This window comes from Calidifontibacillus oryziterrae (assembly GCF_000331575.1).
GTDB classification, from domain to species: domain Bacteria; phylum Bacillota; class Bacilli; order Bacillales; family Bacillaceae_J; genus Calidifontibacillus_A; species Calidifontibacillus_A oryziterrae.
The window spans coordinates 248,969-271,648 of record NZ_ANOK01000004.1; the positions used below are offsets into that span (position 1 = coordinate 248,969).

The following is a 22,680-nucleotide window of genomic DNA, read 5'->3' on the forward strand; positions in this document are numbered from 1 at the left end:
GCGTTGTTACATGCCTTATGTTTTTTTTACATAAAAAAAGGACAGTCTATATAGACTGTCAAATGGGGTAGAAGTGTATGTTATTAACGTAATTAAACGTGATGCCCATCAAAAATTACTTGGATTAAATACTAATTATTTAATGTCGCGAAGACAGTGATCACAATGATTCATGTAAGATTCTGCATGTTCATCAATAATTGCGCCGCAATCACAACAATATTTAGGCGGTAATGTTTTGAAAAACTCAGTTGAACTTTGTACCATTTGTAATCCCTCCAACAATTGATGTAAGGTTATTGTATTATAACAGAAATGAGTTGTCAATAACTGTTTTAATACAAAAATTAAAAAATTTTTAATTTTCTTTTTAATTTGTGTTTTGTTATCGTAGTAAATAAGATCATATTGAAGGGGTATGTTGCTATGAAATTTATAGATAACGAAGGAATTACAGATCCAAGAATAAATCTGTCGATTGAGGAATTTGCAGTAAAAAATTTGAATATAGAAGAATCATATTTGCTTTTTTATATAAATGAGCCATCAATTATTATTGGTAAAAATCAAAATACGATTGAGGAAATTAATGCGAATTATGTTGAAGAACATAGAATTCATGTTGTTAGACGTCTCTCTGGTGGCGGGGCAGTTTATCATGACCTTGGCAATTTGAATTTCAGCTTTATTACAAAGGATGATGGTGATAGTTTCCATAACTTCAGTAAATTTACTTTGCCAGTTATAGAGGCTTTACATAAGCTTGGTGTTCATGCAGAGCTTAGCGGTAGAAATGATATTGTTGTGAATGGTCGTAAAATATCTGGTAATGCTCAGTTTGCAACAAAAGGTAGAATGTTTAGCCACGGTACGTTGATGTTTAACTCCAATATTGATAATGTTGTGTCAGCTTTAAATGTAAAATTAGATAAAATAGAATCAAAAGGGATTAAATCAATTCGAAGTAGAGTCGCAAATATTAGTGAATTTCTATCAAAAGAAATGTCGATTACTGACTTTAAGGAACACTTATTGAAATATATATTTAACAGTGAGGATCCTATTCCAGTTTATCGATTAACAAGTAATGATTGGGAACAAATAAACCAGATTGCTGATCGCCATTATAATAACTGGGATTGGAATTATGGCAAATCGCCTAAATTTAATTTGCAGAAAACAAAAAGGTTTTCGATTGGACAAATTGATGTACGTTTAAACGTTAATAAGGGGAGAATTGAAGTCTGTAAAATATATGGAGACTTTTTTGGGATAGATGATGTTACTGATATTGAAAGGATAATAACAGGCTGCCGCCTTGAAAAAAATGAGATCACAAAAGCATTAGAAAGTGTTAATTTTCAGCAATATTTTGGTGATTTTAATAAGGATGAATTTATTGAACTTCTATTTTAACTACCTTTATTCTATAAAGGTAGTTTTTTATAATTATCTTGTAAAAAAATAAATTTTTTTATATAATATTGTCAGAACTTTTTTTATTATTCAAAAATGAATGGTTGTTCATTCATTTTATTTTTAAGGGGGGACTAGGGTGAATTTAAGTAGTCGATTAGCGCAGAGTGCAGAAAGGTATCCCGATAAAGATGCTTACATATTTAACGGGAAAAGTAGTAGTTACGCACAGCTGAATCATCAAGTTAATCAGTTTGCAGATGGGTTGTCAATGGTAGGGGTGAAAAAAGGGGACCATGTAGCATTAATTTTAGGGAATAGCCCTCATTTTGTAATTGGTTTATATGGAGCCTTACGTGCGGGAGCTACTGTTATTCCGATAAATCCAATTTATACACCAGATGAGATCGGCTATATTTTAAACAATGGAGATGTGAAGGTTGTTGTAACATTGGATAAATTAATTCCACTCTTTGATAAAATGAATTCACATTTACCGATGGTTGAACAATATGTATTTGTTGAAACTGGAGAAGCTTTACAGCAATCGTATTCAATTTCCAATAAAATGAAATCGTTTACAAGTTTGCTTAGCGCAAGTGACGGTATTTTTGAAGGACCTGTACTAGATAAAGACGATGTTGCTGTTATTTTATATACTTCGGGAACGACAGGTAAACCAAAAGGTGCAATGTTAACACATGAGAATGTATATAGCAACGCTAGAGATGTAGCTGATTATTTAAAAATAAATGATGCGGATAAAGTGATTGCGACATTACCTATGTTCCATGTATTTTGTCTAACTGTCGCATTAAATGCACCTTTAATGAATGGTGGAACAGTAATTATCGTACCAAGATTTAGTCCAGCAGATATATTTAAGATTGTGGTCGAGCAAAATGCTACCGTGTTTGCGGGTGTTCCGACAATGTATAACTTTTTATTCCAGTACCCTGAAGGAAATCCCGAAGATTTTAGAAATATCCGCTTATGTATTTCAGGTGGGGCTTCTCTTCCAGTTGCGCTATTGAAAAATTTTGAACAAAAATTCAATGTTCTTATTTCTGAAGGTTATGGTCTATCTGAAGCATCCCCGGTTACATGCTTTAATCCATTGGACCGTCCACGCAAACCAGGATCAATTGGGACAAGTATTTTAAATGTTAAAAATAAAGTGGTAAACGAGGTTGGAGAGGAATTGCCGCCAGGGGAGGTTGGCGAATTAGTTGTTCGCGGCCCAAATGTAATGAAGGGCTATTATAAAATGCCAGAAGAAACAGTGATGACAATAAAGAATGGCTGGCTTCATACAGGTGATTTAGCAAGGATGGATGAAGAAGGATATTTCTATATTGTTGATCGGAAAAAGGACATGGTTATTGTTGGTGGTTATAACGTTTACCCTAGAGAAGTTGAGGAAGTTCTTTATAATCATGAAAGTGTGGTGGAAGTAGCGGTTTTAGGTGTGCCTGATCCGGATTTCGGAGAAGCAATTAAATGTTTTGTTGTTAGCAAAGATCCTTCATTAACAGAAGAAAACTTAAAGGAATATTGTAGTGAACATTTAGCAAAGTATAAAATTCCAAAGTCAATTGAGTTTATCGATGAGCTTCCAAAGAATACAACCGGAAAAATTTTGCGAAGAGCGCTCCGTGATCAATTGGTAAAAAAATAAATTATAGTAATTTACTTCATCTAAATGTCTAGACATGAGATTCTATTAGATAGTCGTTAGTGTGTGTTTGCGGCACTAGATAGAATTATCATGTCTTTTCTAGCTTTATTAATAAATTTAGAAAATGATATTGCAATATATTGTATTTTTGAAATTGGACAAAAGTTAAGATTGAAGTTTTCGAATATTTCTGTATAATTTAATACATAAAAGCATGTTAGTAAAAAAGCGTTAAAGAGAAAAAGGGGGATAAAGGAATGAATTGGAAAAAGTTAATTGGTTCTTCAGCTTTAAGCTTAATGCTATTGGCAGGCTGCGGTGGTGGAGGACAAGAAACAACAACCGAACAGCCAAGTGAGCCAGCTGCAGAGCCTGCCACTGAGGAGCAAGCTACTACATACAAAGTAGGAGTTACACAAATTGTTGAGCATCCTTCATTAGATGCTGCAACAGATGGTTTCCAAAAGGCATTAGAGGATGCAGGTTTAACAGTTGAGTACAATGTTCAAATTGCTCAAGGAGATCAAAATAATAACCAAACAATTGCTAATAATTTTGTAGGTGACAAAGTTGATTTAATTTTTGCAAACTCAACTCCTAGTGCACAAGGTGCATTAAATGCAACGAAGGATATTCCAATTATTTTCACATCTGTTACAGATCCAGTTGGTGCTAGTTTAGTAGAAGCCATGGATAAGCCTGGTGCCAACATTACTGGAACTACTGATACACATCCAGATGCAATTCCGAATACTGTGAAGTTTATTGATCAGTATTTTGAAGCTACAAAGGTTGGTATGGTGTACAACGCTGGTGAACAAAACTCTGTTGCACAAGTAGAGTTAGTTAAACAAGCAATGAAAGGCACTGACCTTGAGGTTGTCGAAAGATCAGTTTCAACATCTGCTGAGGTTAAGCAAGCTAGTGAATCATTAGTAGGTGAAGCTGATGTTATTTATATCATTACTGATAATACTGTTGTTTCAGCTTTAGAAAGTGTTATAGCAGTTGCAAATGAGAATGACATTCCATTATTTGTTGGTGAATTAGATTCTGTTGCCCGTGGTGGTTTTGCTGCATATGGCTTTGACTACTATGATATTGGTTATGAAGCAGGTCAAATGGCTGCACAAATTCTTAAAGGTGAAAAAACAGCAGCAGACCTACCAGTTCAATATCCGCAAAATCTTAAGCTGTTAATTAATAAAAAAGCTGCTGCTGAAATGGGTATTGAGATTAACGCAGAATGGGAAGGCGCTGCAGAATTTACTGAATAATATTTTGGAGATTTTTCCAAAGATAGATGACAACACTGTTTGAGAGGATGAGCGTTTAATGTTTGTAGCAATATTTGGCTCAATTGAATCAGGAATTATATATGCAATTATGGCGCTAGGTGTTTACCTCTCGTTTAGGATTTTAGATTTCCCAGATCTTACAGTTGATGGAAGTTTTGTAACAGGGGCGGCAGTTACTGCCGTCCTTATTGTTAACGGGGTAAATCCATTTTTGGCAACGATTGTTGCCTTATTTGCAGGATTTATAGCTGGATGTATAACAGGGTTATTGCATACGAAAGGTAAAATCAATGCCCTTTTAGCAGGAATTTTAATGATGATTGCATTATATTCAATAAATCTTAGAATAATGGGTCGTTCAAATGTTCCATTATTAAATGAAGAAACTGTGATCACGAAGCTTACTGCTTGGTGGCAGTCTTTGGGATTAGATAGTGCTATTAATAGTTTGGTAGTTTCGTTAGGCCTAGACGGGATGATACCTAAAACGTGGGCTATTTTGTTTTTTATGTTAATTTGTACGTTAGTGATTAAATTTTTTACAGATTGGTTTTTATCTACGGAAGTTGGGTTGGCATTAAGAGCTGTTGGTGACAACAAGCGAATGATCAGAAGCTTTTCGGCAAATACAGACACACTTACGATTGTTGGTTTAGGGATATCAAATGGATTTGTAGCGTTCTCTGGTGCACTTGTTGCCCAATATAATGCATTTAGTGATGTCGGTATGGGAATTGGTATGATTGTAATAGGATTAGCCTCTGTAATAATTGGAGAGGCATTATTTGGAACGAAAACTATAGCTCGCACTACCTTAGCGGTTATTGGTGGAGCAATTATTTATAGAATTATATTAGCGCTAGCACTTAAATATGGATTCTTCTTAGAAACTGGTGATATGAAATTACTCACAGCTACTATTGTAATCCTTGCCCTGACTATTCCGAAAATGATTGATGCTCATAAGGAAAAAAAGCGGAAGCAAAAACGGAGGAACGATCAGCTTATTCAAGCTGGGAAGGGGGGCAAAATGGATGTTACACCTTAAGCAAATATTTAAAGTGTTTAATGAAGGAACGCTAGATGAGAAAATTGCCCTAGATAATGTTGATTTGTCTTTAAAACCTGGAGATTTTGTTACGGTTATTGGTAGTAATGGTGCCGGAAAATCGACGCTGATGAATATGGTTTCTGGTGCGCTAACCCCTGATGTTGGAACTGTTATAATTGATGGTCAGGATGTTACGAATCTGCCCGAGTATAAACGTTCTAGATTAATAGGCCGTGTGTTCCAAGATCCAATGGCAGGAACAGCGCCAACAATGACAATAGAAGAAAATTTAGCAATAGCCTATTCACGAGCTAATAAGCGAAGCTTACGGAAGGGTGTTTCGAAGAAAAGACGTGATGTCTTCAAGGAGCAGCTGTCAAGTCTGCATATGGGATTAGAAAATCGGTTGAATGCAAAGGTTGGTCTTTTATCTGGTGGGGAACGGCAAGCATTATCACTATTAATGGCAACATTTACAGAGCCGAAAATACTACTATTAGATGAGCATACTGCCGCCCTTGACCCTTCTCGTGCAGAATTAATTACAAATATAACGAAAGAAATTGTTGAAAAGCTTCAATTGACAACGTTAATGGTTACCCATAATATGCAGCAAGCACTAGATTTGGGGAATCATTTAATTATGATGGATAAAGGTCAAATTATTTTCGAGGCACAAGGGGAAGAAAAACAAAAACTTACAATTGAAAGTTTATTGGATGAATTTAGAAGAATTCGCGGTACAGGCATGGCGAGTGACCGAGCATTATTAGGGTAATATGATGGAGCTGTCAAATGTTGATGGCTCTTTTTGTTTGCTAATTTCCATTTTCCTCCGGGGTCAGGAACCTCTATGGACACCGCACTGGCACCTTTTTTCCAATAATTTTACATATAATATCGCTGACTCTTCATTTATTGTTATAGGTAGATAGATAAAAAGATAACTAGATGAAAGGGCAGAGGTAATGAAAAAACTACTAGGTGTATTCATCACGATAGTACTAATGATCAGTTTATTCCCACATACGGGCGTAGAAGGTGCTGCCAAAAAGCGGTTTAATATGACGTATTTATTTGCCGCCAGTGCAACAGACCCTATTAAATATATAAACATGACAAACGAATCACTAGATCAAGTTTCTCCAAGATATTTTCAAGTATTAGATAATGGTACTATGGATGTGCATATGCCAGCAAATAGTCGGGCATTCATTGAAGAAATGCATAAGAGAAATATTGAGGTAGTTCCGTTTTTAGCCAACAATTGGGCGAAAGGGGAATTGATGTTTACGAATAGCGAAAAAATTACTGATCAAATAGTCAAAACAATTAAAGACTACAAATTAGATGGAATAAATATTGATGTTGAAGGGTTAGGACCAATATACAGAAGTCAATTCACTGAATTCATTCAAATGCTAGATAAAAAGCTTCCAAATGATAAAATTCTTTCAATTGCTGTTGCGCCGAATCCATGGGGTACGAATAAGGGATGGCAAGGATTTTATGATTACGAAGCGCTGGCTGAATGTGTTGATTTCCTCTTTATAATGACCTATGACGAAAGAGGTGGGGGTAGTAAAAATAATGGACCTGTAGCAAGTTATTCTTTTATAGAAAAATCTGTTCAGTATGCGTTAAAACATGTTTCTCCTGAAAAAATTGTGTTAGGTATTCCTTTTTATGGTCGAGTATGGAACTTAAAGGATGTCAGCAATCCGAATGACTCACAAGATGGTAACAGTCAAATAATATTAGGTGAATCGATTTCTTTAAATAAAGTTGAAGAACTTATGGATGCCTTTGATGTAAAAATAGAATACAATAAGGAATCTGAAAGTGTAAAAGGTACTTTTGAGGTCAAACAAGGTGAACCAGGCTTTAAATTAAAATCCTGGTTACAACCGCTAAAGCCAGGAACGTATGAAATGTGGATTGAGAATGAGTCCTCCATTAAGAAAAAGCTGGAGCTTGTTCATAAATATAATTTAAAGGGTGTTGGAAGCTGGAGTTTAGGGCAAGAGGACCCTGCACTTTGGCAAGACTTTCGTTTATGGTTAGATGGATTAGAATTTTCAGATGTTGGCATTAATCATTGGGCGCTTAAATCGATTGAATTTGTTAAGGAAAGAAAATGGATGCTCGGTAAAAATACTGTCACGACCTTTAAGCCTGAAGATTCGTTAACACGTGCAGAAGCTGCAGCAATTTTATCAAGGGTTTTAGGGCTTACTTATATTGAGCCAGCCAATACACCTTTTACTGATATTGCTGGGCAACAATGGGCAAGTGAAAATATTGAAATTGTCAGGCAGCATGGAATTATGAAAGGTACAGGCGTTACTACTTTTGAACCTGGGAAAGCATTGACTAGAGAAGAAATGGCAGCTATATTAGATCGCTTATTAGCTGACAAATATGCGAATAATATCCCAAAGAAAATCATGTTTACTGATCAAAATCAAATTTCAAGCTGGGCCTATGATTCGATCATTCGAATGAGTGGAAATTACGTATTCTCTGGTTATGATGATGGTACATTTAAACCTAAGAAAAATATTAATCGTGCTGAAATGGCAGCGTTGTTAAGCAGGATGGCAGATAAATTTCCTGAGTAAAAAGTTGTAGGAGAATAGGATAGATAAGCATGTGGTTGGCTTTGAAAGCACTAGTAAAAATTCTTTACTTAGATAATAGTGCTTCAAATTTCTTCCACATGCTTTTTTCAAAAACTAACCATAAAAAATGTGTAGACAACTATTTCGTAATTAGTACCTACATACTCTTTTGTCCCTTTTTGCGTTGCGACTAAAAAATAATTCATGTTTATATAGCAAAAGGATTGAAAAAAAATTATTTTTCTAAGAAAATAGCTTAAAGAGGGGAGAGAGAAGGTTGCAGACAACAGCAGTAGAAAAAAAGCATTCAGATTTTCGTTTTGGGTTTCAGGATGGTCTAAGTATTGCGATTGGCTATTTACCAGCAGCACTTACATTTGGTTTATTAGCAAAATCGACTGGTTTAAGCCTTGAAGAAACTATCATGATGAGTGTGCTTGTATACGCAGGAGCTGCTCAATATATGGCCCTTAATTTAATAGCATTAGGTACAGGCCCATTTGCAATCATTATTGCCACATTTATTGTGAACATAAGGCACTTCCTTATGACTGCATCTCTAAATGAAAAAGTTGAAAAAGACCACCCCCTAAAAAAAGCAATATATGCTTTTGGGGTTACAGACGAAACTTTTTCTGTAGCCGCAACAAGGCAGGAAACTGTCACAACATCTTATATGTTTGGTCTTGCAATTATCGCATATGGAAGTTGGGTGATTAATTCAGGGCTAGGTCATTTTATTGGTTCAAGCTTACCACAGGTTTTACAAGAAAGCATGGCTATCGCTCTATATGCAATGTTTGTTGGTTTATTAGTACCTTCGCTAAAAAAACATCGTAAAATAGTATTTTTAGCCGGGACAGCTGCAATTTTAAATAGTGTATTTACATATGTTTTACCACCAGATTGGTCTGGATGGGCGATTGTTAGTGCCACGTTGATTTCGGCAATTGGGATAGAATGGCTCAATAAAGTAGTAGGAGAGAAATACAATCATGGATAAGTCGATAATGCTAATGATTATTGGGATGGCAATAGTAACTTATATACCGCGAATGTTGCCATTAGTAGCTTTAAATGGCAAAAAAATGCCTTCATTTTTACAGGAGGTATTAAAAAATGTTCCTTTTGCAGCACTTGGTGCATTAATTGTACCTGGAGTTTTTTTCATAAATGAAAATATTTGGTATGGAATAGTTGGACTAGTCACTGCCTTCGGCGTTGCTTATCTTGGAGTAAATGTAATTGTGGTTGTTATGAGTTCAATTGCAGTTTTAACAATTTTCTCTTTACTATTTTAAAAGCGAAAAGCGCCCTCTAGGCGCTTTTACTTGTTGTTTAGGAAACTTAGTTTCCGTGTAAATTAGTCAATAATCGTAAATTCATGTTTTTCCATTAGGTGCATCGATAATGCGTCTGCGTGATAGTACATAAAATATTTCCCAGGTGCGGCAAACCCTTTTTCTAATTTATAAATACCTTCTCCACTATGCTTTATCGGAATGACAATATGATCTGCATTAGCTTGTCCGTCCATCCAAAATTCAAATCTTACGTCAGCATCCTTGACTATTTTTTCTCCAGCTACAATTTTTGCAGTAAAGGTTACTATTTCATTTACTGTTGCTGTACTTGGTTCAATTGTAAAATCTACTTCCGGAAAAGTAAATTCTTCATCAGAGTCCGGTTGGCATCCGAATAATAAAATGAAAAGTACGAAAAAGGGAAGTGCTTTCTTAAGCATCAGCATTCCTTCCTTCATTGGTGTTAGTTTAATTCATTCATAATTCTTTCATAAACTCGTTCTGTTGTAAAACCTTCTCCCATAGTAAAGGACTCAATTTGTTTATTCTTCGTATTTAGTAGATATGAAAAGTTAGAGTGAATTAAATAACCAGTACCTGGATCGCGAAACATAAAAAGGAATGGATCAGACAGTTTTTTTGTGTCTTCTAATGATCCCCGTAAGAAATACCAGCCACTATTATCGTCAGTTATGTCAAAAAGTTTGGCATAATCCTGTAATTTTTCTTGTGTGTCCCTTTCCGGATCAATTGTCACCGTTAGGAACTCAACCTTATCACCGAATACACCTTGCTCTTCAAGCATTTTACGAACTTGATTCATTCTAACAGTTGTAACTGGACAAACATCAGGACAATTAATATACATAAATTCAATTAATCGAACTTTTTCAGGCATATTGCCAAAGTCATATTGCCCTCCAAATGCAGTTTCCATTACTACATCATTAGGTATTTCAACACTTCCAGGGCGAACTACACTTAAATAAATGATTCCTGAAGCGATACCTAAAACAGCCAAAGTAACAAAAATAATAAATATTTTTTTATAATTCATTATGCTCCACCCCGTCTAAAGATATAATTAATCCAATACTATCATACACCACGTGTGATCTCGATAACAGGAAATGAACATGAAAAATATGAACTTTATTTGAACAACTTTTAAGTTATAATAGTTCTAAATTATTTTTTTTGATCTAAAATTTTAATATAAGGGGTTGTACATACTAAGGTTGTATCTGAAAGGGGCGCTACATCATTGCAAAGATTTTTAAAATGGTTGTTCATAGGGTATGGTCTTTATGTAATTTTAATTATTCTATATTTTGTATTTGGTGTTGAATCAACCAATTTACCTGAATTGTATAAAGGGACCGCTGCAGACCCTGAAACTTTTATGAATGACCGACAACTTTTTTTAACATACGAATACTCAAAGATTCGGAATATCATCTTTTTTTTATTGATACCATTTGAATGGGTTTTATACTTAACAATACTAGTAATAGGTCTTTCTGAACGTTTTCGAAATTGGTCATATTCTGCCTCTAAATTTTCAGTAATACAGAAAGCAATTTATGTATTTTGGTTATCAATTCTTAGTTTTGTCGTTATGTTTCCAATTGATTATATTCGTTACATTATTTCAAAATATTATGGAGTTACCGCATCTACGTTTTCAATATGGATGAAAGATCAATTCATTGATTTTTGGATTAATTATCTGTTCATCATATTAATGGCAATAGTCATTTATTCTTTAATAAGAAAAACAGAAAAACGGTGGTGGTTTTACACTTGGTGTTTATCAATTCCATTTACAATTTTTTTAATGTTCATCCAACCTGTTATAATCGATCCTTTATATAATGATTTTTATCCATTAAAAAATAAGGAATTAGAAGAGAAGATATTAAATATTGCAAGCCAAGCCAATATCCCTGCAGAACATGTATATGAAGTAAATATGTCTGAAAAAACAAATGCCTTAAATGCATATGTAACAGGAATTGGATCAAATTCGAGAATAGTTCTTTGGGATACAACATTGAACAAGCTAGAGGATGACGAGATCCTTTTTGTAATGGCGCATGAAATGGCTCATTATGTAAAAAAACACATTTATGTAGGGGTAGCAATCTATTTAGTCCTTTCATTTTTAGGGTTATTTATTGCGGCAAAATTAATGAAAGCGATTATTGCAAGATGGGGGAATAACTTGGGAATTAAGGGATTGCATGATATTGCAAGTTTACCCTTATTATTACTACTAATTTCGATTCTTACTTTTGCTATAAGTCCGATATCTAATGCATTTTCAAGATATCAAGAACACTCGGCAGATGAATATGCAATTGAAATGACTAAGGATCAAGATGCTGCCATTCGTGCGTTTCAAAAATTAACAGTAGCGGGTTTAAGTGAGGTTAATCCGCCGGCCATTGTAAAGTGGCTCCGTTATGGTCATCCGACAATGCTGGAAAGGCTGGTGTTTTTAGAGAATTTTGAAGTTGATGAGGAAGTTGATGAGGTTAAATAGTAATGATGCCATAGGTAAAATAAGTGCCTATGGCTTTTTTAAATTTTAGGATTTGTTAAAGGATCAACTACCAGGTTTAAAAGGACCTATTTTAAAAGATATGATATAAAGAATATTCATCGTCAATGGTCATTATCGATAAAATGATGAGTTAATAATAATTAAATTTTAAAATTTTCAAAAAAAGGGTTTCAATTTCAAAAATGCTGTTATATAATACAAACAGAAAGTTTCAGTTGTGATATATAACATGATCACACAAAGGGGATAAAGATACTAGGAAAACGGAAGGGAACATTCGTACAGATATGTATGTCGAGTAGTACTCACCTAGTAAATAAAAAATGGGATCGTAAGAAAGGGGAAATTGGGGATGTCAAACCAAGAAAGAATTGCAAAATTAGAAGAAAGCTGGAAAATGGATGAACGCTGGAAAGGTGTTACAAGACCATATTCAGCAGAGGATGTTATCCGTCTGCGAGGTTCAATTGATATTGAACATACATTAGCTCGTGTAGGATCAGAACGTCTTTGGAAGCTTTTGCATGAAGAGGACTACGTAAATGCTCTAGGTGCTCTAACAGGTAACCAAGCAGTGCAACAAGTAAAAGCTGGTTTAAAAGCGATTTACTTAAGTGGTTGGCAGGTTGCAGCTGATGCGAACCTTGCAGGGCAAATGTATCCAGACCAAAGCTTATATCCAGCAAACTCTGTGCCATCAGTTGTTAAGCGTATTAATCAAGCTTTACAACGTGCGGACCAAATCCAATCTACAGAAGGTAAAGGTGATACCTATTGGTTTGCTCCAATTGTAGCTGATGCGGAAGCTGGTTTTGGTGGAGCACTAAACGTATTTGAATTAATGAAAGGTATGATTGAAGCAGGAGCATCAGGTGTTCACTTCGAAGACCAACTTTCTTCTGAAAAGAAATGTGGGCATTTAGGTGGTAAAGTATTACTTCCTACACAAACAGCAGTACGTAACTTAATTTCTGCTCGTTTAGCAGCTGACGTTATGGGAGTACCAACAATTATTGTTGCTCGTACTGATGCTGATGCTGCAGATATGATTACTAGTGATATTGATGATAATGATAAGCCATTCTTAACAGGTGAAAGAACTCCAGAAGGATTTTATCGTACAAGAGCTGGAATAGATCAAGCAATTTCTCGTGGCTTAGCTTACGCTCCGTATGCAGATTTAGTATGGTGTGAAACTTCAACTCCAGACCTTGAGCAAGCGAAAAAGTTTGCGGATGCTATTCATGCGAAGTTCCCTGGTAAGATGCTTGCTTATAACTGCTCACCTTCATTTAACTGGAAGGCAAAGCTTGATGATGAAACTATCGAAAACTTCCAAAAAGAAATCGGCAAAATGGGATATAAGTTCCAATTCGTTACATTAGCTGGTTTCCATGCGCTTAACCACAGCATGTTCCAATTAGCAAAAGGCTATAAAGAACGTGGTATGGGTGCATATTCTGAATTACAACAAGCAGAATTTGCAGCTGAAGCTGATGGTTATACTGCTACAAAACACCAGCGTGAAGTTGGAACAGGTTATTTCGATGAAGTTTCTCAAATCGTATCTGGTGGACAATCATCAACAACTGCGATGAAAGGGTCTACTGAAGAAGCTCAATTCGTTAAATAGTAATTCATTTGTAGTGCGTTCATTCTCCTGAACATATATATTGAGGCTGCCCCTAAACATAGGGGATCCGGAACTTGCATTTAGGTAAGGTGAAATAATCCTTTGTACTAAATAGTTGTTCGGATCCCAATGGGTGCAGTCTCCTTTTTTATGTTACATGTCTAATCAGGGAATTGTACTTGGCTGCAACTTCATAAAACTTTTCTTGATCTTTTGAATCTAATGCATCATTAATTTGTTTTTCTAATAAATTTTTTTTGTAATTATAAAGGGCTTCATCAATAACCATTTGAATATACAGATCAAGGACAAAACTTACCTCTTTATTGTTTAATTCAGTAGCTTTGTTTTTCATATGCTCAGTGTATGACTTTCTGTTTTTCATGGTTTTTATCACCCCTGTTACTCTTTTTACTATTATATTAGTGTAAAGATAATTTAGCAATATTTTTTCAAATTTTTCTGAAAATTTAACTTGGCCATTTATTTTGGCCTTTTGTATGTGACTAAATATTCTTCATTGGTAATATAAAAATCAATTGGCGGTCTTTCTGTAAGTAAACTATTATTTTCGAGCATTAAATAACTGACTTTTTGATAAGGGTCATCAGGGATTGTTGGTAATTTTTTATACATATCCACATAACGATCAACTGCTTGTTGGACTTTATCAATGTATAAAGGTATAGCCTTATCTTTCTCCTCGAAGACTTCATACGTTTCTTTAGACATATAAAACGTTTTATTGGGTATGCCATTTAAAAATGGTTTCAGCAGGTTAAAGTCAATTGAATGGTCATCTTTCACCAATACTTTTGTAGTTACTCCTGGAGGGGCATTTTCTGCGAATTTTCGGACTGCCGCCTTAATTGTATCGAGGTCTACTTCAATAATATTGTCATTGTTGTAACTATTTGGAATATGTTGTTGATTTGATTTCTTCTTAGTCCATTTTTTCCACATTTTAAATCCTCCTTAGAAAAATAATCAAAAATCGTTTTTTTGAACAATCTATATATATGGAGGTGGATACATGAAAGGCGAAAAGCTAGTAAAATTCAGGGTTAATAAAGAACAAGAAAGAAATGAGGAAACATCGATAAGCTCAAGATTTAGTGTTGGTCTTACATCTGATATAACAAATCCTTCAGGAAAAGACTATATGACAGGTGACAGTATAAACGAACATCAAATAATCGAGCAAGCAAATGAGTATATAGCAGAAGAAGAGGTAAATCAACAATATAACAATTTATAGAATGAGTGGCTATCGCTCATTCTAATTTATGATATTAAAATAAAAATTTAGGAAAAGGTTGAATTGTGGTAATATAAATAATATGGAATCTCTGTCAAGCTTCGCCAACCTTATATTCTTATTATATTATAAAATAAGAGGTGAATGCTCATGAAATCAGTAAAATACTCAAAAATCTTGGATGAATTTGAAATTAGTCCATATACGATGGCAATTGTAGGTGAGAAGGGAAATAAGGACTCACCAGTTTATTCAAGAATACTTGAGGTTGAATCTGAATTTCTGGTAAAAATGAAACCTATGATGGTGATGGACAGAAGTTGTAAATATTTTGGTTCTAGTCTAAAGGGCAGGCAAGAAGGAACAAGGGAAATTACAGGTATTTCTTATAAAGCTCCAATTGCAGTGGATCCGTTAAATGAGATCTATATGTTTCCCACAATCTCTCCATATAAAGACACATGTGCATGGATTTCTCACTCCTATATTTTAAATTACTTCTCAGTTGAACGTGAAAAAACAGAAGTTCTTTTCACAAACCACACCTCCATCATTCTTGATATTTCAAAAGGGTCGTTTGAAAATCAGCTAAATAGAACTGCGCAATTTAGGTACATTCTTTCAAATAGGGTTCATCAAAAAGGAAACCGTATTAAGAATAGTTATTATTAGAAATCTTGTGAAAACCCTCGCTATATTTTGACAAGTGCCCCTTACAAATAAATAAAGTTATTATGCGCCTTTATATATGAAAAATTAAGTGCTGTGTAGTAAACTTTTTATTGGGGAAGATAAAAATTAAATTGGTTGTTTGTAAGGGGTCATTACTAAATGGACTTTCAGTCTTTTAAAGAGTACTTTACATTAGAAAACATTTTACAACTTCTCGAACAATACGCAGATTTAGGACCGATACCGGGTATTTTACTTCCGATGATGGAAGCTTTTTTGCCAATGTTACCACTTGTATTATTTGTAATGGCTAATGCCGCAGCATTTGGATTATGGAAAGGATTTTTAATATCTTGGTTCGGTGCGAGTCTAGGTGCGTTACTAGTATTCTTCATCGTAAGGCGGCTCGGTCAGCAACGCTTTTTTAAGTTTTTAACAAAACATCATAAAGTAAAAAAATTAATGAACTGGGTTGAGCGACACGGGTTTGGGTTTATTTTCCTATTATTATGTTTTCCTTTCTCCCCTTCATCAATTATTAATATCGTTGCAGGCTTGTCTAGGGTTAGTATCCAACAATTTATCCTTGCAGTTATGTTAGGTAAGCTAGTCATGATTTTTACAATTTCATTTATTGGATATGATTTAAAATCGTTAATTGAACAACCGCTTAGAACTATATTTGTTCTTATTATAATGTCTATTCTATGGTTTATAGGAAAAAAAATAGAAGTTCGTCTTGATGTTGAAAATCACGAGAGATAATTTAAAGCAATAGTGTATGGGGGAGTTGAATATGGAAGATATAAAAAAATATTCAGGTTACGAGTGGATTAAAACTATAGGCATAGCAATTGTGTTAGCAGTGTTTTTTCGAACATTTTTCTTTTCTAGTTATGTAGTAGACGGAGAATCGATGTTGCCGACATTAGAAGATGGAAACTTACTCATAGTAAATAAAATAGGTTATGAAATAGGTGAGTTAAAACGTTTTGATGTAATCGTGTTTCACGCTACTAGTGAGGATGATTTTGTAAAGAGGATAATTGGTCTTCCTGGAGACAAAATTGAATATAAAAATGATGTATTATACATAAATGGTCAAGCATATGAAGAAGAATATTTAAAGCAATATAAATCTGGAATGATAGAACAAAGATTAACCGAAGATTTTACTTTATTTGATTTAACTGGAATCGAAACTGTTCCAGAAGGACATATCTTTGTACTCGGTGATAATAGAAAGGGTAGTTTTGATAGCAGACAATTCGGCTTTGTTCCAATGGAAAAGATAGTAGGGAAGGTTAATTTAAGATATTGGCCAATGGATGAAATAAATATAAAATTTTAGAAAATTATTGATAAACTAGTTAATCGACTAGTAAATCATGAATAATGTGACTTCGTTTAATAGGATAAATCGATCCTTTTGAACAAAAATTCAGGGACGCATTCCCCTTCCAAATTTAACTATTTTGTGGAAGGTTAGTCATTCCACATTAGAGGCAACAAAGTTGGCTCCCAGCTGGACTTAGACCGTATGTAAGATAAGCGAAGCACCTTCTAAAAAGCATAAGTGTTTGGTGGGTGAGGTTCACGCGAGAAAAGACCTTGGTTCCCAAGGTAGAACGTATCACTATTCTATAGGAGCAAAATTTTATTACAACAACGAATAAGCATTGTACAAATTGGACTGGTTATTTTTATGAATTGTGTTGACGAATTCTCGTAACACTGCTATATTATTATTTGCTGTCAGATTTAAAAAAAATTGAGAGCTGATTATTGACTTCCGCGAAACGAAGTGGTAAGATCACAACTGTTGCTAAAATGGCAGCGCGAAAGTTTTTTTTGAAAAAAGTTATTGACTTCCACGAAGCAAAATGATATGATAGATTTTGCCGCTGGAGAAAAGCGACATCTTTTGAGAAGGTCAGATGTTCTTTGAAAACTAAACAAAATGTCAAGCGTGCAAAAGAAGTTGAACGAAGGTTCAACAAAACAAGTAAGTCAGTATTTGATTCGAGCAATCAAACTCAAATCAAATTAGAAGCGAAGAGTTCGAGGAAACAACGTCTTGAGTACCGGAGCGTACTAAGGTACGTGAGGAACGGAAAGATGAAGTGTATTTTGACTAAGAACAGTCACGTCCTGTGACTAACGTCAAAATGTTGACATCCTGTCTTCCGAAATCTGAAGCTTATCATTTGATATTTATCGGAGAGTTTGATCCTGGCTCAGGACGAACGCTGGCGGCGTGCCTAATACATGCAAGTCGAGCGGAAGTCAAGAAGCTTGCTTCTTGACTTTAGCGGCGGACGGGTGAGTAACACGTGGGCAACCTGCCTGTAAGACTGGGATAACTTCGGGAAACCGGAGCTAATACCGGATAACTTATCGCATCACATGGTGAGATAATAAAAGATGGTTTCGGCTATCACTTACAGATGGGCCCGCGGCGCATTAGCTAGTTGGAGAGGTAACGGCTCCCCAAGGCGACGATGCGTAGCCGACCTGAGAGGGTGATCGGCCACACTGGGACTGAGACACGGCCCAGACTCCTACGGGAGGCAGCAGTAGGGAATCTTCCGCAATGGACGAAAGTCTGACGGAGCAACGCCGCGTGAGCGAAGAAGGTTTTCGGATCGTAAAGCTCTGTTGTTAGGGAAGAACAGGTAGAAGAGTAACTGCTTTTACCGTGACGGTACCTAACGAGAAAGCCACGGCTAACTACGTGCCAGCAGCCGCGGTAATACGTAGGTGGCAAGCGTTGTCCGGAATTATTGGGCGTAAAGCGCGCGCAGGCGGTTCTTTAAGTCTGATGTGAAAGCCCCCGGCTCAACCGGGGAGGGTCATTGGAAACTGGGGAACTTGAGTGCAGAAGAGGAGAGTGGAATTCCACGTGTAGCGGTGAAATGCGTAGAGATGTGGAGGAACACCAGTGGCGAAGGCGACTCTCTGGTCTGTAACTGACGCTGAGGCGCGAAAGCGTGGGGAGCGAACAGGATTAGATACCCTGGTAGTCCACGCCGTAAACGATGAGTGCTAAGTGTTGGAGGGTTTCCGCCCTTCAGTGCTGCAGCTAACGCATTAAGCACTCCGCCTGGGGAGTACGGTCGCAAGACTGAAACTCAAAGGAATTGACGGGGGCCCGCACAAGCGGTGGAGCATGTGGTTTAATTCGAAGCAACGCGAAGAACCTTACCAGGTCTTGACATCTCCTGAAAGCTCTAGAGATAGAGGGATCCCCTTCGGGGGACAGGAAGACAGGTGGTGCATGGTTGTCGTCAGCTCGTGTCGTGAGATGTTGGGTTAAGTCCCGCAACGAGCGCAACCCTTGTCCTTAGTTGCCAGCATTGAGTTGGGCACTCTAAGGAGACTGCCGGTGACAAACCGGAGGAAGGTGGGGATGACGTCAAATCATCATGCCCCTTATGACCTGGGCTACACACGTGCTACAATGGATGGTACAAAGGGAAGCAAGACCGCGAGGTGGAGCGAATCCCATAAAGCCATTCTCAGTTCGGATTGTAGGCTGCAACTCGCCTACATGAAGCCGGAATCGCTAGTAATCGCGGATCAGCATGCCGCGGTGAATACGTTCCCGGGCCTTGTACACACCGCCCGTCACACCACGAGAGTTTGTAACACCCGAAGTCGGTGGGGTAACAATACGCACATTGAGTGCAGCGCACCTTCGACATTTTGTTTAGTTTTGAGAGAGCATTCTCTCAAAACAAGCTCAATATAAACTGGAGCACATCGACCGAGATAAAGGAAACACGAGAGCGTAGCGATTCGATGTTAACTTATCGCAAAAGAGATGAGCAAAGTTTACTAGTCGCTGGGAGCTGTAGCTAGACAGTGAGACACGTGCAGACATTTTGTTTAGTTTTGAGAGAGCATTAGTATAATTTCATGTCAATCCTCTCGTAAGCAAGGAGATACCAATAAATCCTTGTCTTTAATTTTCAATAAAATAGATGATTATGGGCCTGTAGCTCAGCTGGTTAGAGCGCACGCCTGATAAGCGTGAGGTCGATGGTTCAAGTCCATTCAGGCCCACCATAATCTAAGTAATTGGGGGCTTAGCTCAGCTGGGAGAGCGCCTGCCTTGCACGCAGGAGGTCAGCGGTTCGATCCCGCTAGTCTCCACCAAAATTGTTCTTTGAAAACTAGATAGCAATACCATTCATATTTACTGCAAAGAAAGTTCTTATTTAATGCTTTTCTTTATTATTTAATAGAGAAAGTAAAACGTAAGACGAATAAGAAGCAAGCAGAACGAGGAAACGAGTTCACGAGGAGCGGAGTGTACGTTTAAAGGGTACATGAGCACCGCAGGGGACGAAGTTGACGACGTAATGCGCAGCTTATCATTCGTCGGAGGTTAAGTTAATAAGGGCGCACGGTGAATGCCTAGGCACTAGGAGCCGATGAAGGACGGGACTAACGCCGAAACGCTTCGGGGAGCTGTAAGTAAGCTTTGATCCGGAGATATCCGAATGGGGAAACCCACCATCTTTAATAGGATGGTATTCTTACCTGAATACATAGGGTAAGGAAGGCAGACCCGGGGAACTGAAACATCTAAGTACCCGGAGGAAGAGAAAGCAAACGCGATTACCTGAGTAGCGGCGAGCGAAACGGTAGAAGCCCAAACCAAGAGGCATGCCTCTTGGGGTTGTAGGACACTCAAAACGGAGTTACAAAAGAATGATGTAGGTGAAGCGACATGGAAAGGTCGGCCGAAGAAGGTAACAGCCCTGTAGCTGAAACATCATTCACTCTTGAGTGGATCCTGAGTACGGCGGGACACGAGAAATCCCGTCGGAAGCAGGGAGGACCATCTCCCAAGGCTAAATACTCCCTAGTGACCGATAGTGAACCAGTACCGTGAGGGAAAGGTGAAAAGCACCCCGGGAGGGGAGTGAAAGAGAACCTGAAACCGTGTGCCTACAAGTAGTCAGAGCCCGTTCAAGGGTGATGGCGTGCCTTTTGTAGAATGAACCGGCGAGTTACGATCTCGTGCAAGGTTAAGTTGAAGAAACGGAGCCGCAGCGAAAGCGAGTCTTAAGAGGGCGAGTAAGTACGAGGTCGTAGACCCGAAACCAGGTGATCTACCCATGTCCAGGGTGAAGGTAGGGTAACACCTACTGGAGGCCCGAACCCACGCACGTTGAAAAGTGCGGGGATGAGGTGTGGGTAGCGGAGAAATTCCAATCGAACTTGGAGATAGCTGGTTCTCCCCGAAATAGCTTTAGGGCTAGCCTTAAGAAAAGAGTCTTGGAGGTAGAGCACTGATTGGACTAGGGGCCCCCATCGGGTTACCGAATTCAGTCAAACTCCGAATGCCAAGCACTTATGCTTAGGAGTCAGACTACGAGTGATAAGGTCCGTGGTCAAGAGGGAAACAGCCCAGACCACCAGCTAAGGTCCCAAAGTGTACGTTAAGTGGCAAAGGATGTGGAGTTGCCCAGACAACCAGGATGTTGGCTTAGAAGCAGCCACCATTTAAAGAGTGCGTAATAGCTCACTGGTCGAGTGACTCTGCGCCGAAAATGTAACGGGGCTAAACGTACCACCGAAGCTGTGGGTGAACAGAAATGTTCGCGGTAGGGGAGCGTTCTAAGGGCATTGAAGCTAGACCGGAAGGACTGGTGGAGCGCTTAGAAGTGAGAATGCCGGTGTAAGTAGCGAAAAGACAGGTGAGAATCCTGTCCATCGAAAGCCTAAGGTTTCCTGAGGAAGGCTCGTCCGCTCAGGGTAAGTCGGGACCTAAGCCGAGGCCGAAAGGCGTAGGCGATGGCCAACAGGTTGAAATTCCTGTACCACCTCATTACCGTTTTCCCGCAAGGGGACAAGGGGCACTAAGCGCTAAAGCGCAAAGACCCCCTTCGAAGCAATGGAGGGACGCAGGAGGATAGGGCAAGCGCGCTGTTGGAAATGCGCGTCCAAGCAGGTAGGCTGAGAAGTAGGCAAATCCGCTTCTCGAAAAGGCTGAGCTGTGATGGCGAGGGAAAAACAGTACCGAAGTTCCTGATTCCACACTGCCAAGAAAAGCTTCTAGCGAGGTAGAAGGTGCCCGTACCGCAAACCGACACAGGTAGGCGAGGAGAGAATCCTAAGATGCGCGAGAGAACTCTCGTTAAGGAACTCGGCAAAATGACCCCGTAACTTCGGGAGAAGGGGTGCTCTGATAGCGTGCAAGCGTGAGAGAGCCGCAGTGAATAGGCCCAAGCGACTGTTTAGCAAAAACACAGGTCTCTGCGAAGCCGTAAGGCGAAGTATAGGGGCTGACACCTGCCCGGTGCTGGAAGGTTAAGAGGAGAGGTTATCGCAAGAGAAGCTTTGAATCGAAGCCCCAGTAAACGGCGGCCGTAACTATAACGGTCCTAAGGTAGCGAAATTCCTTGTCAGGTAAGTTCTGACCCGCACGAAAGGTGTAACGACTTGGGCACTGTCTCAACGAGAGACTCGGTGAAATCATAGTACCTGTGAAGATGCAGGTTACCCGCGACAGGACGGAAAGACCCCGTGGAGCTTTACTGCAGCCTGATATTGAATTTTGGTACAGCTTGTACAGGATAGGTAGGAGCCTGGGAAGTGGGAGCGCCAGCTTCCATGGAGGCAATGGTGGGATACTACCCTGGCTGTATTGAAATTCTAACCCACATCTGTAAACCAGATGGGAGACAGTGTCAGGTGGGCAGTTTGACTGGGGCGGTCGCCTGTAGGAGCCTGGGAAGTGGGAGCGCCAGCTTCCATGGAGGCAACGGTGGGATACTACCCTGGCTGTATTGAAATTCTAACCCACGACCAAAAGCAGGTTGGGAGACAGTGTCAGGTGGGCAGTTTGACTGGGGCGGTCGCCTCCCAAAGAGTAACGGAGGCGCCCAAAGGTTCCCTCAGAATGGTTGGAAATCATTCGGAGAGTGTAAAGGCACAAGGGAGCTTGACTGCGAGACCTACAAGTCGAGCAGGGACGAAAGTCGGGCTTAGTGATCCGGTGGTACCGCATGGAAGGGCCATCGCTCAACGGATAAAAGCTACCCCGGGGATAACAGGCTTATCTCCCCCAAGAGTCCACATCGACGGGGAGGTTTGGCACCTCGATGTCGGCTCATCGCATCCTGGGGCTGTAGTCGGTCCCAAGGGTTGGGCTGTTCGCCCATTAAAGCGG

The 22,680-nt window shown here is 38.4% G+C and carries 19 protein-coding genes, 2 tRNA genes and 2 rRNA genes; 18 read left to right on the forward strand and 5 right to left on the reverse strand.

Annotated features, from left to right (window positions below):
• Nucleotides 1–135: 135 nt before the first annotated feature.
• The gene (gene yhfH / locus D612_RS18950; protein WP_017754286.1) at nucleotides 136–267 is read right to left on the reverse strand and encodes a protein YhfH; all 132 of its coding nucleotides are present in this window, start codon (nucleotides 265–267) and stop codon (nucleotides 136–138) included.
• 159 nt (nucleotides 268–426) lie between these two features.
• On the opposite strand from yhfH, the gene D612_RS0104445 reads away from it, so the two are divergent.
• From D612_RS0104445 to D612_RS0104480, 8 genes are all read left to right on the forward strand, one after another.
• Nucleotides 427–1,416, forward strand: a complete 990-nt coding sequence (locus D612_RS0104445) for a lipoate--protein ligase (RefSeq protein WP_017754287.1) — start codon at nucleotides 427–429, stop codon at nucleotides 1,414–1,416.
• A 139-nt stretch (nucleotides 1,417–1,555) separates the two neighbouring features.
• Entirely contained in the window at nucleotides 1,556–3,094 is a 1,539-nt protein-coding gene (locus D612_RS0104450) for a fatty acid--CoA ligase family protein (protein ID WP_017754288.1), read from the forward strand.
• Nucleotides 3,095–3,351: 257 nt separating this feature from the next.
• Nucleotides 3,352–4,371, forward strand: coding sequence for an ABC transporter substrate-binding protein (locus D612_RS0104455; protein WP_017754289.1), 1,020 nt, complete (start codon nucleotides 3,352–3,354; stop codon nucleotides 4,369–4,371).
• 58 nt (nucleotides 4,372–4,429) lie between these two features.
• On the forward strand, nucleotides 4,430–5,440 hold the full coding sequence (locus D612_RS0104460) for an ABC transporter permease (RefSeq protein ID WP_017754290.1): 1,011 nt from the start codon (nucleotides 4,430–4,432) through the stop codon (nucleotides 5,438–5,440).
• Nucleotides 5,427–6,221 (forward strand): ABC transporter ATP-binding protein, encoded by a 795-nt coding sequence (locus D612_RS0104465; protein WP_017754291.1) that lies wholly within the window; start codon nucleotides 5,427–5,429, stop codon nucleotides 6,219–6,221. The genes D612_RS0104460 and D612_RS0104465 overlap by 14 nt, the downstream gene beginning before the upstream one ends.
• 190 nt (nucleotides 6,222–6,411) lie before the next feature.
• Nucleotides 6,412–8,064 carry a glycosyl hydrolase family 18 protein gene (locus tag D612_RS0104470; protein ID WP_017754292.1) on the forward strand — a complete coding sequence of 551 codons (1,653 nt, stop codon included), beginning with the start codon at nucleotides 6,412–6,414 and terminating at the stop codon, nucleotides 8,062–8,064.
• 277 nt (nucleotides 8,065–8,341) lie between these two features.
• The gene (locus D612_RS0104475) at nucleotides 8,342–9,067 is read left to right on the forward strand and encodes an AzlC family ABC transporter permease (RefSeq protein WP_017754293.1); all 726 of its coding nucleotides are present in this window, start codon (nucleotides 8,342–8,344) and stop codon (nucleotides 9,065–9,067) included.
• On the forward strand, nucleotides 9,060–9,365 hold the full coding sequence (locus D612_RS0104480) for an AzlD domain-containing protein (protein ID WP_017754294.1): 306 nt from the start codon (nucleotides 9,060–9,062) through the stop codon (nucleotides 9,363–9,365). The genes D612_RS0104475 and D612_RS0104480 overlap by 8 nt, the downstream gene beginning before the upstream one ends.
• Nucleotides 9,366–9,427: 62 nt before the next feature.
• Here D612_RS0104480 and D612_RS17855 read toward each other — a convergent pair whose 3' ends face one another.
• A complete protein-coding gene (locus D612_RS17855; protein ID WP_017754295.1) occupies nucleotides 9,428–9,808 on the reverse strand; it encodes a FixH family protein in 381 nt (126 codons plus the stop codon).
• Nucleotides 9,809–9,831: 23 nt separating this feature from the next.
• Entirely contained in the window at nucleotides 9,832–10,425 is a 594-nt protein-coding gene (locus D612_RS0104490) for an SCO family protein (protein ID WP_017754296.1), read from the reverse strand.
• 207 nt (nucleotides 10,426–10,632) lie between these two features.
• Between D612_RS0104490 and D612_RS0104495 the strand changes: the two genes are divergently transcribed.
• Together D612_RS0104495 and aceA are read left to right on the forward strand one after the other, a co-directional pair.
• On the forward strand, nucleotides 10,633–11,913 hold the full coding sequence (locus D612_RS0104495) for a M48 family metallopeptidase (protein WP_017754297.1): 1,281 nt from the start codon (nucleotides 10,633–10,635) through the stop codon (nucleotides 11,911–11,913).
• Between the two features lie 373 nt (nucleotides 11,914–12,286).
• Nucleotides 12,287–13,567: an isocitrate lyase gene (gene aceA, locus D612_RS0104500; protein WP_017754298.1), complete on the forward strand. Its 1,281-nt coding sequence runs from the start codon at nucleotides 12,287–12,289 to the stop codon at nucleotides 13,565–13,567.
• A 148-nt stretch (nucleotides 13,568–13,715) separates the two neighbouring features.
• Here the strand turns inward: aceA and D612_RS0104505 are convergent, their stop codons facing one another.
• Both D612_RS0104505 and D612_RS0104510 read right to left on the reverse strand, forming a co-directional pair.
• Complete coding sequence (locus D612_RS0104505; RefSeq protein ID WP_017754299.1) at nucleotides 13,716–13,952, reverse strand: IDEAL domain-containing protein; 237 nt, start codon at nucleotides 13,950–13,952, stop codon at nucleotides 13,716–13,718.
• A gap of 98 nt (nucleotides 13,953–14,050) precedes the next feature.
• Nucleotides 14,051–14,530: a DUF3939 domain-containing protein gene (locus tag D612_RS0104510; protein ID WP_017754300.1), complete on the reverse strand. Its 480-nt coding sequence runs from the start codon at nucleotides 14,528–14,530 to the stop codon at nucleotides 14,051–14,053.
• A 70-nt stretch (nucleotides 14,531–14,600) separates the two neighbouring features.
• Here D612_RS0104510 and D612_RS0104515 point away from each other — a divergent pair, with 70 nt between their 5' ends.
• The 8 genes from D612_RS0104515 to D612_RS0104550 all read left to right on the forward strand — a co-directional run.
• Nucleotides 14,601–14,825 carry a hypothetical protein gene (locus D612_RS0104515; RefSeq protein ID WP_017754301.1) on the forward strand — a complete coding sequence of 75 codons (225 nt, stop codon included), beginning with the start codon at nucleotides 14,601–14,603 and terminating at the stop codon, nucleotides 14,823–14,825.
• A gap of 150 nt (nucleotides 14,826–14,975) precedes the next feature.
• The gene (locus tag D612_RS0104520; protein WP_017754302.1) at nucleotides 14,976–15,497 is read left to right on the forward strand and encodes a competence protein ComK; all 522 of its coding nucleotides are present in this window, start codon (nucleotides 14,976–14,978) and stop codon (nucleotides 15,495–15,497) included.
• A gap of 159 nt (nucleotides 15,498–15,656) precedes the next feature.
• Nucleotides 15,657–16,262, forward strand: a complete 606-nt coding sequence (locus D612_RS0104525; RefSeq protein WP_017754303.1) for a TVP38/TMEM64 family protein — start codon at nucleotides 15,657–15,659, stop codon at nucleotides 16,260–16,262.
• A gap of 31 nt (nucleotides 16,263–16,293) precedes the next feature.
• Entirely contained in the window at nucleotides 16,294–16,848 is a 555-nt protein-coding gene (gene lepB, locus D612_RS0104530) for a signal peptidase I (RefSeq protein ID WP_017754304.1), read from the forward strand.
• Nucleotides 16,849–17,711: 863 nt separating this feature from the next.
• A 16S ribosomal RNA gene (locus D612_RS0104535) occupies nucleotides 17,712–19,247 on the forward strand.
• Between the two features lie 241 nt (nucleotides 19,248–19,488).
• A tRNA-Ile gene (locus D612_RS0104540) sits at nucleotides 19,489–19,565 on the forward strand.
• 14 nt (nucleotides 19,566–19,579) lie between these two features.
• Nucleotides 19,580–19,655 (forward strand) — tRNA-Ala (locus D612_RS0104545).
• A 230-nt stretch (nucleotides 19,656–19,885) separates the two neighbouring features.
• Nucleotides 19,886–22,680 (forward strand): 23S ribosomal RNA (locus D612_RS0104550); the annotation flags it as partial.

Coding starts and splice junctions, on each gene's coding strand:
- lepB (WP_017754304.1), top strand. CDS start 16,294: ATGGAAGATATAAAAAAATATTCAGGTTACGAGTGGATTAAAACTATA.
- D612_RS0104515 (WP_017754301.1), top strand. CDS start 14,601: ATGAAAGGCGAAAAGCTAGTAAAATTCAGGGTTAATAAAGAACAAGAA.
- D612_RS0104505 (WP_017754299.1), bottom strand. CDS start 13,952: ATGAAAAACAGAAAGTCATACACTGAGCATATGAAAAACAAAGCTACT.
- D612_RS0104460 (WP_017754290.1), top strand. CDS start 4,430: ATGTTTGTAGCAATATTTGGCTCAATTGAATCAGGAATTATATATGCA.
- aceA (WP_017754298.1), top strand. CDS start 12,287: ATGTCAAACCAAGAAAGAATTGCAAAATTAGAAGAAAGCTGGAAAATG.
- D612_RS0104465 (WP_017754291.1), top strand. CDS start 5,427: ATGTTACACCTTAAGCAAATATTTAAAGTGTTTAATGAAGGAACGCTA.
- yhfH (WP_017754286.1), bottom strand. CDS start 267: ATGGTACAAAGTTCAACTGAGTTTTTCAAAACATTACCGCCTAAATAT.
- D612_RS0104455 (WP_017754289.1), top strand. CDS start 3,352: ATGAATTGGAAAAAGTTAATTGGTTCTTCAGCTTTAAGCTTAATGCTA.
- D612_RS0104525 (WP_017754303.1), top strand. CDS start 15,657: ATGGACTTTCAGTCTTTTAAAGAGTACTTTACATTAGAAAACATTTTA.
- D612_RS0104445 (WP_017754287.1), top strand. CDS start 427: ATGAAATTTATAGATAACGAAGGAATTACAGATCCAAGAATAAATCTG.
- D612_RS0104520 (WP_017754302.1), top strand. CDS start 14,976: ATGAAATCAGTAAAATACTCAAAAATCTTGGATGAATTTGAAATTAGT.
- D612_RS0104480 (WP_017754294.1), top strand. CDS start 9,060: ATGGATAAGTCGATAATGCTAATGATTATTGGGATGGCAATAGTAACT.
- D612_RS0104470 (WP_017754292.1), top strand. CDS start 6,412: ATGAAAAAACTACTAGGTGTATTCATCACGATAGTACTAATGATCAGT.
- D612_RS17855 (WP_017754295.1), bottom strand. CDS start 9,808: ATGCTTAAGAAAGCACTTCCCTTTTTCGTACTTTTCATTTTATTATTC.
- D612_RS0104490 (WP_017754296.1), bottom strand. CDS start 10,425: ATGAATTATAAAAAAATATTTATTATTTTTGTTACTTTGGCTGTTTTA.
- D612_RS0104510 (WP_017754300.1), bottom strand. CDS start 14,530: ATGTGGAAAAAATGGACTAAGAAGAAATCAAATCAACAACATATTCCA.